11 protein-coding genes and 1 pseudogene are annotated in these 16045 nt (G+C 49.6%); all 12 read left to right on the top strand.

All coding sequences use genetic code 11. The features are described 5' to 3' along the window. Positions 1-657: 657 nt before the first annotated feature. A pseudogene (eutB, locus tag EDC14_RS27765) lies at positions 658-828 on the top strand (ethanolamine ammonia-lyase subunit EutB); the annotation flags it as partial. Positions 829-1176: 348 nt separating this feature from the next. Further along, positions 1177-1908, top strand: coding sequence for a glycerophosphodiester phosphodiesterase (locus tag EDC14_RS11370; protein ID WP_132014411.1), 732 nt, complete (start codon positions 1177-1179; stop codon positions 1906-1908). Positions 1909-2766: 858 nt separating this feature from the next. Continuing rightward, positions 2767-3783, top strand: coding sequence for a LacI family DNA-binding transcriptional regulator (locus EDC14_RS11365; protein ID WP_132014410.1), 1017 nt, complete (start codon positions 2767-2769; stop codon positions 3781-3783). A 262-nt stretch (positions 3784-4045) separates the two neighbouring features. Continuing rightward, complete coding sequence (locus EDC14_RS11360; RefSeq protein ID WP_207930740.1) at positions 4046-5413, top strand: oxidoreductase; 1368 nt, start codon at positions 4046-4048, stop codon at positions 5411-5413. 259 nt (positions 5414-5672) lie between these two features. Next, positions 5673-6767 carry a LacI family DNA-binding transcriptional regulator gene (locus EDC14_RS11355; RefSeq protein ID WP_132014408.1) on the top strand — a complete coding sequence of 365 codons (1095 nt, stop codon included), beginning with the start codon at positions 5673-5675 and terminating at the stop codon, positions 6765-6767. A gap of 13 nt (positions 6768-6780) precedes the next feature. After that, positions 6781-7962, top strand: coding sequence for a Gfo/Idh/MocA family protein (locus tag EDC14_RS11350; RefSeq protein WP_165907957.1), 1182 nt, complete (start codon positions 6781-6783; stop codon positions 7960-7962). Positions 7963-8191: 229 nt separating this feature from the next. Further along, a complete protein-coding gene (locus EDC14_RS11345; protein ID WP_132014406.1) occupies positions 8192-9238 on the top strand; it encodes a substrate-binding domain-containing protein in 1047 nt (348 codons plus the stop codon). A 76-nt stretch (positions 9239-9314) separates the two neighbouring features. Next, positions 9315-10808 carry a sugar ABC transporter ATP-binding protein gene (locus EDC14_RS11340; protein ID WP_132014405.1) on the top strand — a complete coding sequence of 498 codons (1494 nt, stop codon included), beginning with the start codon at positions 9315-9317 and terminating at the stop codon, positions 10806-10808. 30 nt (positions 10809-10838) lie between these two features. After that, complete coding sequence (locus EDC14_RS11335; RefSeq protein ID WP_132014404.1) at positions 10839-11837, top strand: ABC transporter permease; 999 nt, start codon at positions 10839-10841, stop codon at positions 11835-11837. Continuing rightward, complete coding sequence (locus EDC14_RS11330; RefSeq protein WP_132014403.1) at positions 11816-12808, top strand: ABC transporter permease; 993 nt, start codon at positions 11816-11818, stop codon at positions 12806-12808. Before EDC14_RS11335 ends, EDC14_RS11330 begins: the two co-directional genes overlap by 22 nt. A 30-nt stretch (positions 12809-12838) precedes the next feature. After that, on the top strand, positions 12839-13939 hold the full coding sequence (locus tag EDC14_RS11325) for a zinc-binding dehydrogenase (protein WP_132014402.1): 1101 nt from the start codon (positions 12839-12841) through the stop codon (positions 13937-13939). A 79-nt stretch (positions 13940-14018) separates the two neighbouring features. Beyond that, entirely contained in the window at positions 14019-16040 is a 2022-nt protein-coding gene (locus EDC14_RS11320; RefSeq protein WP_132014401.1) for an FAD-dependent oxidoreductase, read from the top strand. The last annotated feature ends 5 nt before the right edge of the window (positions 16041-16045 follow it).

Below are 16045 nucleotides of genomic sequence, written 5' to 3'. Positions count from 1 at the left end.
ATTGGGTATTCATCCCCAGCAGAGCGGAAGCGAGGAAGGCCCAATTTTTTGAGGGCAGAACCGATTTTCCAAGTTGATAGAAGTAAAACAAGGTCAAAAGGCCAAAGCTCAGTGAGAGTAAACGGATGCTATAAAGCTGATATCCGTTAAGTTTGATGCAGATGATTTGTAAGCCGTGAAAGAGAATCTTTAAAGCGTGGGGGATTCGCGGTTTCAAATCAAAGAAAGGCTCGGTTGCTGCAAGATTCCCCGTCAGCATGATGTGCCGCGATAAACCGCTCAGCCAACTCTCGTCCGAATGCATCAATGGAAAAGCAGTCAAGGTAAATAAATTCGCCATGGCATAGGCAACGAATAATGACAAAAGCCAAAAACGGCGGTTGGTTGCTTTTGAAAGTCGCAGCATTCGATCACTTTTTAAAATGGTTTAATGTTATTAAAGAGCGGTGATAAACCCGGCTAGAAACCCGGCCAATAAGCCGGAAGAATCACGGCGATTGCTGGAGCAAGAGATAAAATCGTTTTTAAACCTTTCTGCAAGCTGATTTCCGGTTCGAAAGATTTTACCCCATAGCTTTTAATCGGCTTAATATTATTATAGCACATTTCAAAACATTGCGGCGGAGGGTCACCATGACGTCGACCAGTTGACTATGGATGGAAGCCCGCTGCTATGGTTTGGTCCGCCGTTATCAGCCATTTCTGGTGAATATACGTTGATCGGGTTCATCGGCCCGAGTATTTATACGATGGAAACTGGTCATCCGCGTCGGACTGGAAGACCATTTCATGAGGAAGCCGAGCGGTCTGCCGATGGGGGTCGACGTCAGCCGTCATCGTTGCCCGGATATAGCGGGCAGTGATGAAGAGAGTCCTCTAAAACCTGATAACGGCGGAAAAACTGTCGAGTTTTAAAGAATTCTTTTCTCATATATTACATGGGAACCATCATCCATTAAAACTATGGGAGTAAAATCAATGAAATAATATTTGAATGCGTATGACCGCGCTTTGCTCCGGATAATGATAAATTTCGACATGAGGGAATCGGTAAGCAAGCGGCTGGAAGAAGTGAAGCGATCCTGCGGCAGGACGGTCATGGGATGAATATCGCCCGAGGAGTCTTGGGGATTGATAGTTTGATAGATATGGATGCAAATGGGAGGGGAACAAAAAATGAAGATCATCGCGCATCGCGGTTTTTCTAGCCGGGCTCCGGAGAATACCTTGGCCGCCTTCGGCATGGCGGTCGAGTTCGGCGTCGACGGCCTGGAGTTCGATGTCCACTTGAGTAAGGATGGCGAAGTGGTTATCTGCCACGACGAGGCGGTTGACCGCACGACCGATGGCGAGGGTTTGATCAAGGATTTCACCTGGGAGGAGTTGCGGCGACTGGATGCCGGAAGTTGGTTTGAGCCGCGCTTTGTCGGAGAAAGGATCCCGCGTCTGTCGGATTTGCTCGAATTGGTAGCCGGGACCCGTCTGCTGCTCAACATCGAATTGAAGACCAATATTTTTCCATATCCCGGTATTGAAGAGAAAGTAATCCAAATGGTCAAAAATTTTGGGATTGTCAATCGTTGCATCATCTCTTCCTTCAATCACCATTCTTTGTTGAGAGCCATTACCATTTTGCCGGAGCTGAAGACCGGAGCCTTGTATGAAGCGGATCTGTTCAAGCCATGGGAATATGCAGAAACTTTTGGGGCTGCGGCTTTACATCCCGAACATCATAGCGTCACCCCGGAACTGGTTCGCGAAGCAAGGCACAGGGGGATAATGGTCAATCCATGGACTGTGAATGAACCGGTCCATATGGAGAGAATGATCGCCGCCGCAGTGGATGGGATTATTACCAACTATCCGGATGTTGCAAAACAGGTATTGCAGAATACCTCTCGGCGCTAAAGATATGACTGCTTACCGTGTTACGTGGTCGCAGTGCTGGAGTTCGGCGGCTAACAAATCCAATATCAAAATCAAACTGGCGGATTATTTGAAATTGGCCAAGTTACACCGCTCGATGGTCTCCGACTGGAGGGCCGCATCGAGGATATCATCGTCCTGGGGAATGTGCTTCGTTTTTATATGAAAGTGGGCGGGCGAGTACATCTTTTTGGGCGATATTTTAAACTGCGGTTCCGTTTCCTTATCAACGCGGCGAAAAAGTGGCACTTCATATTCCGGTGGCCGATTATCGGAAGCTGGAGGCCGTCAGTTAACCCGCCGGCGTGCGCTTGAATTGATATCTTTCTCAAAACAGCCGTCCGGCTGTTTTTTTATTATTGGGGAACGAAAAAAGATAAGGAAAGCATAAAAACATTAAAATGATCATTGGGTGTCGCAAATTAGAATTTTGTCCTGACAAAATGAGATTGTGAAATCGCAAAGTGAAATTGGGAGTTTGCAAAACGGAGTTACGGGGATGCAATATCCGCTGGGCGCTTAAAAAAGGATAAAAGTTATTTTCCATTTGACGTGAGCAGCGGCAGTAGCGATAAACAGCTTCCGGCGGGTGGGAGGAGCATAATTTCATTCGGAACGAAGGCATACCGGAGAACCCAGTCCGTCTTATTGCCGGACTGGGTTTGCAGTGCCAATAGAAGTCGGGGAATTCGCCCAAAAACAAACACTTCCAGCCAGTTGAAGAAAATTTTCGAAAAAAAGTCCATTTTTAAGCAGGAATTCCAAAATGAATGTTTAATTATATTTACATGAAATCGATTGCACAATGGTTTGCACAAAGGATTGCAGAGGAAGTATTTGATGGCAAATATTAAAGAAGTAGCCCTAAAAGCCGGGGTGTCCACCAGTACTGTTTCCCGGGCGTTGAGCGGCAAAATATTTGTCGATCCGGAAACCAAAAAAAAAGTCCTGCAGGCGGTACGAGAGTTAAACTATCAACCGAATGCCTTGGCAAAAGGTTTGAAAGAAGGCCGGACCAAAACTTTAGGCCTGATTATTCCGAACCTTCACAATCTACTCTTTCCTGCGGCAATCCGGGGTATCACCGATATCGCCAAGAAGCACGGCTATACCGTGGTTCTATGCAATACCGACGAAGATCTGGAGACCGAACAACTTTACGTGGAAAACTTGAGAATGCGCTCGGTGGATGGCTTGATTTTTTCCACTGCCACTGCGGCCAGCTCCCATATTGTCAAGCTCAAAGAAGAAGGATACCCGGTTGTTTTGATGCTGCGTCACCTGAACGAGAAGTTGGATTCGATCATTATTGATAATTTTCAGGGCGCTTATCGCGCTACCCGTTTCTTGATCGACCGGGGTTACCGGCGAATCGCAATTATCAACGGTACGTTGGGATTGGATCTGTATCGGCAACGTTTTCTGGGATATCAAGCGGCTCTGGCTGATGCCGGCTTGGCTTTGGATGAGACGCTGGTCGTTTATGACACAGCGGGTTGGGAAGATGGTTACCAGGCAATGCTCGATCTTTGGGAACGCGGGGGTCAACCGGACGCTGTCGTTGCCACCAGCGATCCGAAAGCCCTCGGAGTGATCAAAGCGGTTAAGGAACGGAAATTGCGGGTCCCCGAAGATATCGCCGTAATCGGTTACGACAATCTCGATATGTCGGAATTGATGGATCCGCCGCTGACAACCATGGCGCAACCCTTTTACGAAGTGGGAACGAAAGCCGCCGAACGAGTCATTAAGCTCATCAACGGTAAAGGTAAACTAAAACCGGTCATTGAAAAACTGGAGGTCAAACTCCTGGTGCGGGGCTCGGTGGGATACGGAAAGGCCTTTCATGGCGACTGAATAACGAATCATTTTCAACATTTGATGATTTGAATAGGTACGGGTAATCCTTAATGCAACTACACAGAATGTCACGCCGCTTAGTTTGTGAAATTAATCATTAAGTCCCTTCGGGTTGGGTTTGTTTTCGTTTCAAATTCAACTCTGCCATGTTGATTGAGGCGGGTTGGAAATGATGCTTCATTCAAACAAGTCCTGGCCGGATCGGCGTTTCGTTCAAGCTGGTTGCATTCACTAAGTTACGATAGGGAGGAACATGATTTTGCATCAACGTTTTCATTATCAAAACCTGGCGGAACTCGAAGCTGAAATCGCGAAACAGAATTTACCGATTGTACTGGAACGCGATTTATCTTCTTTGAAACGGCAAACGGAGATTTACCATTTGAAAACCCCGAATTCCATTGGCATTCATCCCATGGAAGGCTGTGACGGTACGCTTGATGGAAAACCGGACGATCTAACCATCCGGCGTTATGAACGGTTTGCTGCGGGTGGAGCGGGTTTAATATGGTTTGAGGCGACTGCCGTCGATTTTGCGGGACGGGCCAACCCCAGACAATTGTTCGCCGCTCCGGAAAATACCGCTGCATTAGCGGCTCTACTGGAAAAGTCTCAGCAAAAAGCGAGCTCCGTTTTGGGACCGAATCATCAATTCGTGCCGGTACTGCAATTGACCCATTCCGGTCGTTACAGCAAACCGGAAGGAAAACCTCGGCCAATTATCGCTCAGCATAATCCGTTCCTCGACCCGAAAGTCGGTATTGATTCGAGCTACCCAACCATTACCGACGATGAGTTGGAAAGATTGGAAGACAAGTATGTCGCAGCGGCGAAAATCGCAGCCGAGGCCGGATTCCCAATCATCGACATTAAGAGCTGTCATCGCTATTTAATTTCAGAACTGTTGGGAAGCCATATCCGCCCCGGCCGTTACGGTGGGAGTTTCGAAAACCGCACCCGGTTTTTGATGAATATTATCGGAAAGATCCAAGCGGAACTTGGGAATAAAATCGCCATTACCTTGCGTTTGAATGCCTGGGATGGACTGCCTTATCCGTATGGCTGGGGTGTCAACCCGGCGACTGAGGGCAGTGAACCGGGGTCGCTGCCGCTTGACCTGAATGAGCCGAAACAGTTAATCGCTCAATTGTACCAGAAGGGAATTCGTTTTGTTAGTATTTCCATTGCGAACCCTTATTACAATCCGCATTTCAACCGCCCTTACGATAGTCCGGCTAATGGCCTTGTTCCCCCGGACGAACACCCGCTCTTTGGAGTGTCCCGCATTTTTTCATTGACCCGGGAACTGAAGAATTCCTGTCCGGAGATGAAGATTATGGGTACCGGTTATTCGTGGTTGCGCCAGTTCGCCGTCTATGCCGCGGCGGCAAATTTGCAAATGGGCCATCAAGATATTGCCGGATTCGGCCGGGAAGCCTTTGCTTATCCTGATTTTGTGAAGGATGTTTTGGAAAAGGGCACCATGGATCCGAACAAAGCCTGTATTGCCTGTAGTAAGTGTACGGACATCATGCGTGACGGCGGTCGTACCGGTTGTGTCATCCGGGATGGGGGAGTTTACATGCCCATTTATCAGGAAGGGGTTCGCAACCGTCAAGTCAAGTAATGAATAGGGAGTCACCATCTCAAGCATTATACCGGCTCTGATCATAAACAATTGCATAGGTTGCATCCAGTTCTCTGATGTAACCTATGCAATGAAAAAGTATCCCGAAATTTATGATTCATAATATTTAGATAAATGCCGATAAAATTATCGAAAAGTTTTTCAGACAAACGATTAACTGTGTAAACTTCAATGAATTCAATGTTTTATCCGAAGCCGAGTTTTTGAGATAAACGATTAATTGAAAAGCCGTGGAGGTATGACGGATAACATGCCATCCCGAACTGGAAAAAGAATTCCCACAATGTACGATGTGGCTATGGTAGCTGGTGTTTCGGTAGCTACGGTTTCCCATGTTCTGAACCCGGAGTCTGATAAGTATGTAAGCGATGAGTTGCGTCAACGGATTCTGGCGGCCGTACAAGATCTTGGCTACCGACCCAATATTTTGGCCCGGTGTATGAGGGGAAAACGGCGCAAAACCATTGCCATTTTGGTTCCGCAATTTGAAAATATTTTATTTACACGCACGGTGATGGCTGCCGAACAGGTGGCATACGATGCCGGCTATGTGTTGCTCATTTGCAGCACCTATGATAATCCCGGGCGGGAACGGGTTTATATTGAAACGTTGATCTCTCAACAAGTGGATGGTTTTATTATCGCGCCGACTGTCGATGGAACTGCAAATACCAAGCCCCTGCGCGATTTGAAGATTCCATATGTCATTCTTGACCGGCAATTGAGCGGTATTCCGCTTGATTCTTACGATTATATCGGGTTTGATAACCAAAAAGGGGCGGAATTAGCCACTCAATATTTGATTGATCGTGGCCATCGCGCGATCGCTTTTATAGGATGGAAATCCAAGATCAAACGGATCAATGAGCGATATGCCGGTTTTCGTTCCACAGTCATCAAGAACGGTTTGCGCACGGGGGATTGCCCGGCGTTATTGGGCCAGATTTCTCGCGAAGAGGGCTACCGAATGGCCGAGCAGCTTTTCGCGGAAGGCGAGATCACTGCCGTTTTTGCAGGCCATCAATATCTGGGGGAAGGAATACTCCAAGCCATTCACGACCGGGGAAAACTCATTCCCCGCGATATATCATTGGTTGTTTACGGGGGACCCGACTGGACTGAGCTCGTAAATCCGAAATTAACCCATATTGAGATGCCTGATATTCAATTGGGTGAACCCGCTGCCCGAAATCTAATTCATCGTATTGAAGGAGACAGGGCGCGGCCGGAACAGTTGATCCTCGATCCGACATTGAAATTGGGCGCTTCGGTCGCGGATGGGCCGGGACTCATAAGACTCAATGACGAAAATAAAAGTTTAATGTTTCGATAAGGGAGGCCTGGCGTTGCAAAAAGTAAGAGTCGGCTTGATTGGGAGTGGTTTCGTAGCGGCAATCCATCTGGAAGCCTTGCGGAAGGTCAGTGGATTGGATGTACAAGTCGTAGCCTGCGCTTCTCCACGGAAAGCGGAGTTGTTCGCCTCCCAACACGGGATTCCCCAAGCTTTCTCGGATTACCGCATCATGCTGGATCAAGTCGAGCTGGATGTAATCGATATTTGCACTCCAAATCATCTTCATAAACAGATGATTTTGGATGTTGCCGCTGCCGGTAAAGATGTAATCTGTGAAAAGCCCTTAACCGGTTATTTCAGTCAGCCCGGAGACGGGGAACCCATCGGTGAAACGGTCGATCGGCAACAGATGTTTCTGAAAGTCTGGGCAGACATGGCCGAAATCCGTGAAGCGGTGGGGCGGGCCGGAGTGCTCTTTATGTATGCGGAAAACTGGATCTATGCTCCGCCGATAGTGAAAGCCCGACGAATTCTCAGTTCCATTGAGAATACCACGATATTATCGCAACGCGCCGAAGAATCCCATTCCGGTTCTCATGCTAGTTATGCCCGGCAGTGGTCCCTGGCGGGAGGCGGCTCTCTGCTACGGCTGGGTTCCCATCCCATGGCCGCGGTGATTCACCTGAAGCACTTTGACGGGCAACAAAAAAACGGTCAACCCATTCGCGTCAAATCGATCGTCGCTGAAACCGGGAAGTTTACCGATATCCCCGGAGTGGCCCAAGCGGGAACCGGATGGGTAACTCACGGGTTTACGGATGTGGAGGACTGGGCTACGGCGACATTAACCTTTACCGACGGCACCAAGGCAATTGTCGTTTCTTCCGATACCATCTTGGGCGGGGTCAGAAATTTGCATGAGATTTTTCATGTAAAAGGGGTCATTCAATGCAATATGAACCCCAATTCGGATCTAATGCTTTATACCCCGGGCCATGAGGTGATTGGCTCCGAGTATATCGCCGAGAAATTGGAGACCAGTGGAGGCTGGCAATTTGCAGCCCCGGATGAGGACTGGATCCGCGGCTACCACCATGAGATGCAAGACTTCATGGAATGCGTTGCCAGCCGGCGCGAACCTCTTTCAGGCCTTGAATTGGCCTGCGAAACCACTGAGGCGATTTATGCCGCTTATCTTGCGGCGGCTTCCGGGACCCGGGTGGAATTGCGCTGAATTTTGGGACCGAATCATTGACAGAAATCTCCGGTTTTTTTACGGCAGGATTTCTATAAACAATTGGAATTCCACTTTCATCAAAGCATGATGAGTCAGTGATTCTGGGAAGTGGAAATTCAATCCCAGTCTTGTTGGTTCGATTTCAATTCTGTCGGGGAGGTGAGCTAAGCAAAGGATGCGTATTGAAGTTCCGGTGGTCAAAAAACATTAAGGAGGCAGTTTGAGAATGAAATTTAAAAGATGGTCTTGGTTTTTAGCGGCTTTATTATTGGTCACCTTTGCAGTTTCTGTCTTCGCTGAGGATAATTATGTAGTTGATGCAAAAAAATGGAAGAAAAAGGGTCCTTACACGGTTGCGCTTTGTAACATTTCCGTGGTCAACTCCTGGCGGGTAGCAATGGTTGAAGAGTTCAAATATGAGGCCAGCAAGCATAAGGATATCAAGCAAGTCGTGGTTACGGATGCTGCCAATAACGTTGCCAAACAGATCGCTGATATGGAAGACCTCATCACCAAGAAAGTCGATTTAATCGTCATTACTGCCCCGCCGACCGCTTTGGTGCCCGCAGTTGAAAAAGCGGTTGACGCCGGTATTCCCGTTGTCAGTTTCGATAGCGTCGTAGACAGCCCGAAAGTCACCGTCAAGAATATCGCCGATCAGAGTGAAATCGGAGAGCAACTTGCACAATATATCGCCACCCAACTGAAAGGTAAGGGCAAAGTGGCGATGCTAACCGGTATCGCCGGCACCACCCCGGGTCAAATGCGTTATGAAGGGGCCCTCAAAGTATTCAAGAAATATCCGGGAATCAAAGTCGTCGGTCAAGTATGGACCAATTCCGCTTACGACCAAGCCAAACGGGCGGCTGAGAACTTCATCTCGGCGAATCCCGATTTGAAAGCCATTTATGCTGACGGCGGTCCGTCCGGTTACGGCGCAATGCAAGCAACCTATGAAGCCAAACGGCCGGACATCATCGTAGTCGGAACCGGTTCCAACGGCCACTTCAATTTGTGGAAGAAATGGCGCGATTCCGGAGCAAAGGTACGTTCTTTCGCGATTCAGGATCCTCCGGGAGACTCCGCCGTGGCGCTTGCTCTGGGTATGAAATTACTCCGGGGTCAAAAGGTTCAACACATCGAAAAAATGAAGTTGTGGACTTGTACCGACAAAACTCTTGATAAAGTTGCCCGCCCTGATTTGGGAGACGATTATATTAACTCCACCTTCTTGCCGGAAGAGATGAAAGTCAAACTTTGGGGTAAGAAATAAGATTCAAGTAGTATTGCCCTCTGTCGTGAGGCAGAGGGCAATACTGTGCAGAACAATATAAGGAGGAAACGGCGCGATGCAGGAACCTTTTTTGAAAGTGACCGGGGTCTGTAAAGAGTTTCCCGGAGTGCGGGCGCTGGATAATGTCAGCTTTGAATGCTTATTGGGTTCGGTTCATGCTTTAATCGGCGAAAACGGAGCCGGTAAATCGACTCTCATTAAAATCTTATGTGGTGTTTATCAGCCGACCCGCGGGGAAACATGCTTAAATGGCAGTCCGGTCCGGATCGAACACCCCGACCAAGCAGCAAAGCTGGGAATATCCGTTATTCACCAAGAGTTGAATTTGTTACCCGCTTTTACCGTAGCGGAAAATCTTTTTTTAGGTCATGAGCCTTCCAAAAATTTGGGAGCGATTGACCGTGGCCAAGTCCGGGCAAAAGCGCAAGAGCTCTTAGCGCGGGTTGGCGTAAATGTGGATCCCGATACCTTGGTTAAGGATCTCTCCTTAGCTCAGAAACAGATGGTTGAGATTGCCAAAGCGCTTTCCCAGGAATCCAAAATTATCGTTATGGATGAACCGACGGCTGCGTTAAACCATAATGAAGTTGAAAAACTCATGGAGATTATCCGCAATTTGGCTGCGACCAATCATGGTGTGATTTTTATTTCTCACCGTTTGGAAGAAGTATTCCAAGTCTGTGATACAGTCACCGTTTTAAGGGATGGACAGTTGGTCGGAACCAAGTCGATTTCAGAGCTTGACATGGAAAAAATTGTCGAAATGATGACTGGCAAGGCAATTTTGGGCACTCGGGTCGATGGCAAGAATCCCGTTCAACAACGAAAACTTCTTGAAACTAGAAATCTCTCCGCCAAGAGCTGGTTTCATGATATTAATATAACCGTTCGCGCTGGCGAAATAGTGGGACTGATTGGTTTAGAGGGTCAGGGACAACGCGAATTTATCCGTAGCCTTTATGGGGTCGTTAAAACAACTTCCGGACAGATATTTGTAGACGAGCAACCTGTAACTTTCCGCAATGCTAAAGATGCGATCCGGGCTGGATTGGCATTTGTGCCGGAGGAACGGAAAGTCGAAGGTTTGTGTTTGGTTTTGGATCTGTTACAAAATATGGCTCTGCCGACATTGAAAGATCGCCAGCGTTTTGGATTTATCGACGTTGAAAAAGAGCGGTCCATGGGAAAAGACTTAATCGCGGCTTTGCAGGTTCATCCATCGAACCCTATGCATAAGGCGAACAATCTATCCGGCGGTAATCAGCAAAAGATCGTCATCGCGAAATGGTTGCCGGCCAAACCAAAAGTGTTCCTTTTTTCCGAGCCGACTCGTGGGGTTGACATTGGCGCTAAGGAAGAGATCTATCAGCTCATGCGCAGCGTGACCGATCAAGGGGCCGGAGTCCTAATGTTCTCCACTGATATGGGCGAATTGTTACGGGTCTGCGATCGAATTCTGGTAATGTACGAGGGCCATATTGTCAAAGAGTTCCGAGGGACTGAAGCGACCCGAGAGATGTTAATGACAGCGCAATGGGGACTCGCCTGATTGTTCATTTATTGAAAGGAGTTAGAGTCGATGGAAAAGGTACCAATCACGAAAGAAACAACTGTCCAAACTAACTTTTTCCGGCGCGCCCTCAATAATCCCGGCATGCCCATCTACATCATTCTCATGATTACTTGGGCGATCGGTTATAGCGTATCGGAAAGTTTTCGGAGCCCGGGGAATCTACCCAATTTAATGGTCCAAACCGTGGCCTTCGCCCTGGCTGGTCTGGCGCAGACGTACGTTATCCTGGCGGGTGACGTCAATCTCGGAGTAGGCGGCATCATCAGCATCATTGTTTGTGGTGCGCCGTTTCTAATGACCAACACACCGGCTTCGATGATTGGGATGTCGCTGGTTTTACTACTCATCGGCGCAGCCATTGGGGCGCTGACCGGGTATTTATTGATCAAAATTAAAGTCGAAGCCATGGTTTTGACATTGGCCATTAACTTCACCTTACTCGGGTTCGCGCTGTATTTAATGCCATTTCCCGACTACACCAAAATCATTCCGATCGATTTTATCCGGGTGATTACGGGAAGTTGGGGACCGATTTCGTATCCGGTCGTGGGAACGGTTGTAGTGGCCATTATTTCCTGGTATGTTCTTTACCGCACTCGTTTTGGACTTCATTTAAGGGCGATCGGGGCGGATAAGGAAACTGCATTCCGTGCTGGGATCAACGTAACGAAGGTTAAAATCTGGGCTCATACCATCACGGGATTTTTAGCCGCACTCAGTGGCCTTTTTTTGGCAGGACGGATGGGAACCGGAGATCCGACCGCCGGTGCTACTTTTAGTTTGGATTCAATGACCGCCGCAGTAGCCGGAGGTACGCTCTTTAACACCGGAGTGGGGAGTGTCGCAGGGACATTGGGTGGCGCGTTTTTGATTGTTATCCTGGGAAATATCTTCAATCACTTGGGAGTTTCCACCTTCTATCAATATGTGTTCCGCGGAGCCTTATTGGTAGTTGCAGTGGCGGGAGGAGCGATTAAGAAAAAATGGCAAGACAAAGCGAAATAACTGCGACTGCGAAAAGCAGCACTGGCGTTGCCGGATTTTTCAAAAACGCCAACAATATGAAACTTTGGCTTTGGGTGGCCACTTTGGTCCTGATTGTGATTAGTGGTATCATCAGCCCTGGTTATGTGCAACCGGAGAACCTGCTACGCTTGTTGCGCCAAGCAGTTCCTTTTGGATTCATTGCGATCGGCCAAACCCTGGCAATGCTGACCGGTCATGTCGATCTGTCGGTACAGTCCGTCACCGTCTTTGCGGGTATGTTGGGCTCAACCTATATGATGGGGTCCGACGCCAATCTACTGTCGGCTTTTATCCTAGTGGCCGGGATGGCTGCCACTTTCGGATTGCTTAACGGGTTAGGCATTACCAAATTAGGCATTAATCCTTTTGTTATGACGCTAGGCACCGGTATCATGCTGGATGGGTTGACCATGGTTTTTACGGGTGGCGCCACCAAAGGGACCGCCTCGCCAATTCTAAAATATATTGGAACCGGACGCCTTTTTGACTTTTTCCCAGTTTCGATTCTCGTCTGGATTATCGCCTCGGTGCTCGTGGTGCTTATTTTAAAGCGAACCACCTTCGGCAGGAAAGTCTATGCAGTCGGCGCCAATAAGAAAGTGGCGGAACTTTCGGGGATTCACGCCGACCGTCTGATCATCGGCGTCTATGTCATTTCCGCGATTATGTCGACTATCGCAGGTTTTATCGTTTGCGGCTATATCGGGACAGGAACCCTCGATCTCGGAGACGATTATAAGATGACCTCCATGGCGGCGGTCATCATGGGTGGAACTTTATTCCGGGGCGGCGTCGGCGGTTATGCCGGAACAGCTGCGGCCGTCATTACCATTACGGCTTTAACCGGATTGCTCACCATTCTCAATATTAGTGAACCGATGCGCCGGATGATTTATGGAGCGATCATTCTGGCGGTATTAGCCATTACCTCACGAAGCAAAAAGGAATAAAACTTGCATAATTACGGAGCGTGGAAACTCATGAATGCACGGGTTTACGTACTACAAGAATTTAATAAGCCTTTGGTAGAACAATCGATACCCATTCCCGAGCTTTTACCGGGTCAAGTACTCGTGAAACTGAAAGCTTCCGGTGTTTGTGGGAGCGATCTTCATATGTGGAAGGGCGAGGATTCGCGAACTCGCTTGCCGATGATTTTGGGCCATGAAGGCATCGGAACAGTGGCGGGAATCGGCGGCAAAAAATGCGCGGCGGACGGGAGTGAACTGCGCGAGGGCGACCTCGTCTTCTGGAACCGCGGTATCTCCTGCGGTTATTGTTACTACTGCGCAGTACTGAAAGAACCTTCTTTCTGCCAAAATCGGAAAGTGCCGGGTATCAATGTGCCGATGGGCGTTCCTCCCTATTTGAATGGTTGCTATGCCGATCATGTGATTTTGGATGCCGGGACGAATATTCTGAAGGTCCCTCAAACAGCGATCGATCCGTCGGTTTTGGTGGCGGCCTCCTGTTCGGGAGCAACCGCAGCGCACGGTTTTGATATCGTTCGGCCGAATCTGGGCGAGACGGTGGTCATCTTCGGCCCGGGGCCGATCGGTCTCTTCTCGGCGGCCTACGCCAAAAAATACGGCGCCGGTGAGATTGTCTTAATCGGCGGTTCCGAAGTCCGCTTGGAGATGGGCAGCCAATTCGGCGCAACGACCTTATTGAATCGCAAAAAATTGACCGCTGCCGAACGTCAGGAGCGAATCATGGAATTAACCTCCGGACGGGGCGCCGATCTGATTATTGAAGCGTCCGGCAGTGGAGACGCCTTGCGCGAAGCGATTGGTTTGGCTCGCATGGGTGGAACGGTTTTAAGCGTTGGTTTGAGCCAACCGGGGGGCACTTTTGAATTCGATGGTTTCCTAGATTTGACCCGCCGGAATCTTCGTTTGCAAGGCGTCTGGGTCAGCGACACCCGGCATGCTTATCAAGCCATGAACCTGGTTCTCAGTAATCCGGAACTGTTTTCCCGTTTGGTAACCCATCGGTTCCCCTTGAGCGAAGTGAACCAGGCATTACAAGTCATGGATAGCCGCGAAGCTATCAAAGCAGTACTCCTGCCGGAATTGGGATAAACCGCCTCAAATGTCCGGCAAAAGAATATACAAGGTCAATTACCCTGGTTTCCGGGGTAATTGTTTTAAAGGTGAGAAAATGGAAGAAAAACAGATCATCATCCGCGGCCGGTCGTATCCTCTGTTTCGTTGTCACACATTGATCGTGGGGTCGGGAGCGGCCGCGCTAAACTGCGCCTACCACCTGGTCAGTTTCGGCGTCCGGGATATCCTGGTCGTCACGGAGCGTCTCGGTGGCGGCGTTTCCAACAATTCCGGGTCCGACAAACAAACCTACTATAAACTGTCATTATTTGGCGAGGGGCAGGACTCGGTTTACGACATGGCCCGCACGTTGTTCAATGGCGGTGCGATGCATGGGGATATCGCCCTGATTGAAGCAACCCTTTCTGCTCAGGAATTTTATCACTTGGCCCAGATTGGAGTGCCGTTTCCCCACAATGCTTTCGGCGGTTATGTCGGATACAAGACCGACCATGATCCCAAACAAAGAGCGACTTCGGCCGGCCCTTGGACCTCCAACCAAATGTATCAAAAGCTCTTAATCCAAGTGCGCCAACAAGGAACCGAGATCTTGGACGGCTTTGAGGTCATTTCCTTACTGACGGTAGGCGAAGGAGAGCAGAAGCGGGCCGTGGGAGCCATAGCCATTGATAAAAACAAAGCCTCTTCCGGTCTGGATTCACTGGTGGTATTTCAAGCCGAAAATGTGGTGCTGGGTACCGGTGGCCCGGGAGGACTTTACCAGACCTCGGTATATCCGAAAGACCATTTAGGGAGTACGGGCGTCGCGCTGGAGGCCGGAGCGGCCGCGCTTAACTTGACCGAATGGCAGTATGGTTTAGCTTCGATCAAGTTTCGCTGGAATGTCTCCGGAACCTATCAACAAGTAATTCCCCGTTATATCAGCACGGCAGCCGACGGGAGCGATGAACGGGAGTTCCTGAATGAAAGTTTCCCGAGCTTTGGCAAGATGGGAACCGCCATCTTCCTAAAGGGTTATCAATGGCCTTTTGACCCCAGAAAGATTGAGAATTACGGCTCTTCCTACATTGATTTGCTGGTGTATCAGGAAACTGTCGTGAAAGGCCGCCGGGTCTTCCTCGACTTTCGCCGGAATCCTGCTTGGAAAGGCGGCGCGGAGTTGCGCTTTGAAGAGTTGGAATCCGAAGCCTATGATTATCTCCATAAATCGGCGGTGCTCTTTGGGACGCCGTACGAGCGACTCCAAAAGATGAACCCGATGGCGATCCAGCTCTATGCGCAGCATGGCATCGATTTGGCGCAGGAACCGTTGGAAATTGCAGTATGCGCCCAGCACTGCAACGGAGGCCTGCTGGGAAACATCTGGTGGGAATCCAATGTCAAACATTTATTCCCCATCGGCGAAGTCAACGGTACGCACGGCGTGTATCGGCCCGGTGGGACCGCATTGAATTCCGGACAAGTGGGAGGGTACCGTGCTGCGCAGTATATTGCCGAGTGCTACCGGGAGAGTACGGTTACGGCGGAATCCTTTCTTGAGCTGGCAGGACCGGCGCTGGAACGAAGTGTCGGTCTGGCGGAGGGAGCTTTGGGGCGAGTTGCCTCGCCAAACGGTCGAATCTGGCTTGAGTTCCGGGAGGAATTACAGGCGCGGATGAGCCGGATGGCGGCTCATATTCGCGATGCTGCTCAGATCGAGCGAGCGCTCGCGGAAGCTCAAGCCCAATGGGAGGCGATCCATCGCTTCGAATTCCGGCTGGAAGATCCGGCGCGCCTCATCGAGTACTTCCGCGATCGCCAGCTTTGCCTCACGCAGCTTGCGGTGCTGCATAGCATTCATGCCTACCTTCAACGGCAAGGCGGCAGCCGCGGCTCGTATCTGGTGGTCGATCCCCAGGGCTCCGCCAGTTTGGAACAACTGGGTCCGGAATGGAGATTCCGTCCGGAAAATGCGGAGCTGCGCCAGTGGGTGCTGCAATATCAATTTGACAGCAGGACTCATCACACTGCCTGGGAAGCGGTGCGGCCGGTCCCGGAGGATCATTTCTGGTTTGAAAATGTTTGGCGATCCTATGTGAATAAAGAGGTTTTCCGAGATTCTGCCGATTCGAGGTGACTGAA

This window comes from Hydrogenispora ethanolica (assembly GCF_004340685.1).
Taxonomy (GTDB): Bacteria; Bacillota; UBA4882; order UBA8346; family UBA8346; genus Hydrogenispora; species Hydrogenispora ethanolica.
Note: the sequence above shows the minus strand (reverse complement) of the source record. Positions and strands in the feature narration are given on the sequence as shown.

What these genes read in the sequence shown, in the direction of transcription:
- EDC14_RS11370 (WP_132014411.1), top strand. Translation starts at nt 1,177, where the DNA reads ATGAAGATCATCGCGCATCGCGGTTTTTCTAGCCGGGCTCCGGAGAAT.
- EDC14_RS11365 (WP_132014410.1), top strand. Translation starts at nt 2,767, where the DNA reads ATGGCAAATATTAAAGAAGTAGCCCTAAAAGCCGGGGTGTCCACCAGT.
- EDC14_RS11355 (WP_132014408.1), top strand. Translation starts at nt 5,673, where the DNA reads ATGACGGATAACATGCCATCCCGAACTGGAAAAAGAATTCCCACAATG.
- EDC14_RS11330 (WP_132014403.1), top strand. Translation starts at nt 11,816, where the DNA reads ATGGCAAGACAAAGCGAAATAACTGCGACTGCGAAAAGCAGCACTGGC.
- EDC14_RS11340 (WP_132014405.1), top strand. Translation starts at nt 9,315, where the DNA reads ATGCAGGAACCTTTTTTGAAAGTGACCGGGGTCTGTAAAGAGTTTCCC.
- EDC14_RS11345 (WP_132014406.1), top strand. Translation starts at nt 8,192, where the DNA reads ATGAAATTTAAAAGATGGTCTTGGTTTTTAGCGGCTTTATTATTGGTC.
- EDC14_RS11325 (WP_132014402.1), top strand. Translation starts at nt 12,839, where the DNA reads ATGAATGCACGGGTTTACGTACTACAAGAATTTAATAAGCCTTTGGTA.
- EDC14_RS11320 (WP_132014401.1), top strand. Translation starts at nt 14,019, where the DNA reads ATGGAAGAAAAACAGATCATCATCCGCGGCCGGTCGTATCCTCTGTTT.
- EDC14_RS11335 (WP_132014404.1), top strand. Translation starts at nt 10,839, where the DNA reads ATGGAAAAGGTACCAATCACGAAAGAAACAACTGTCCAAACTAACTTT.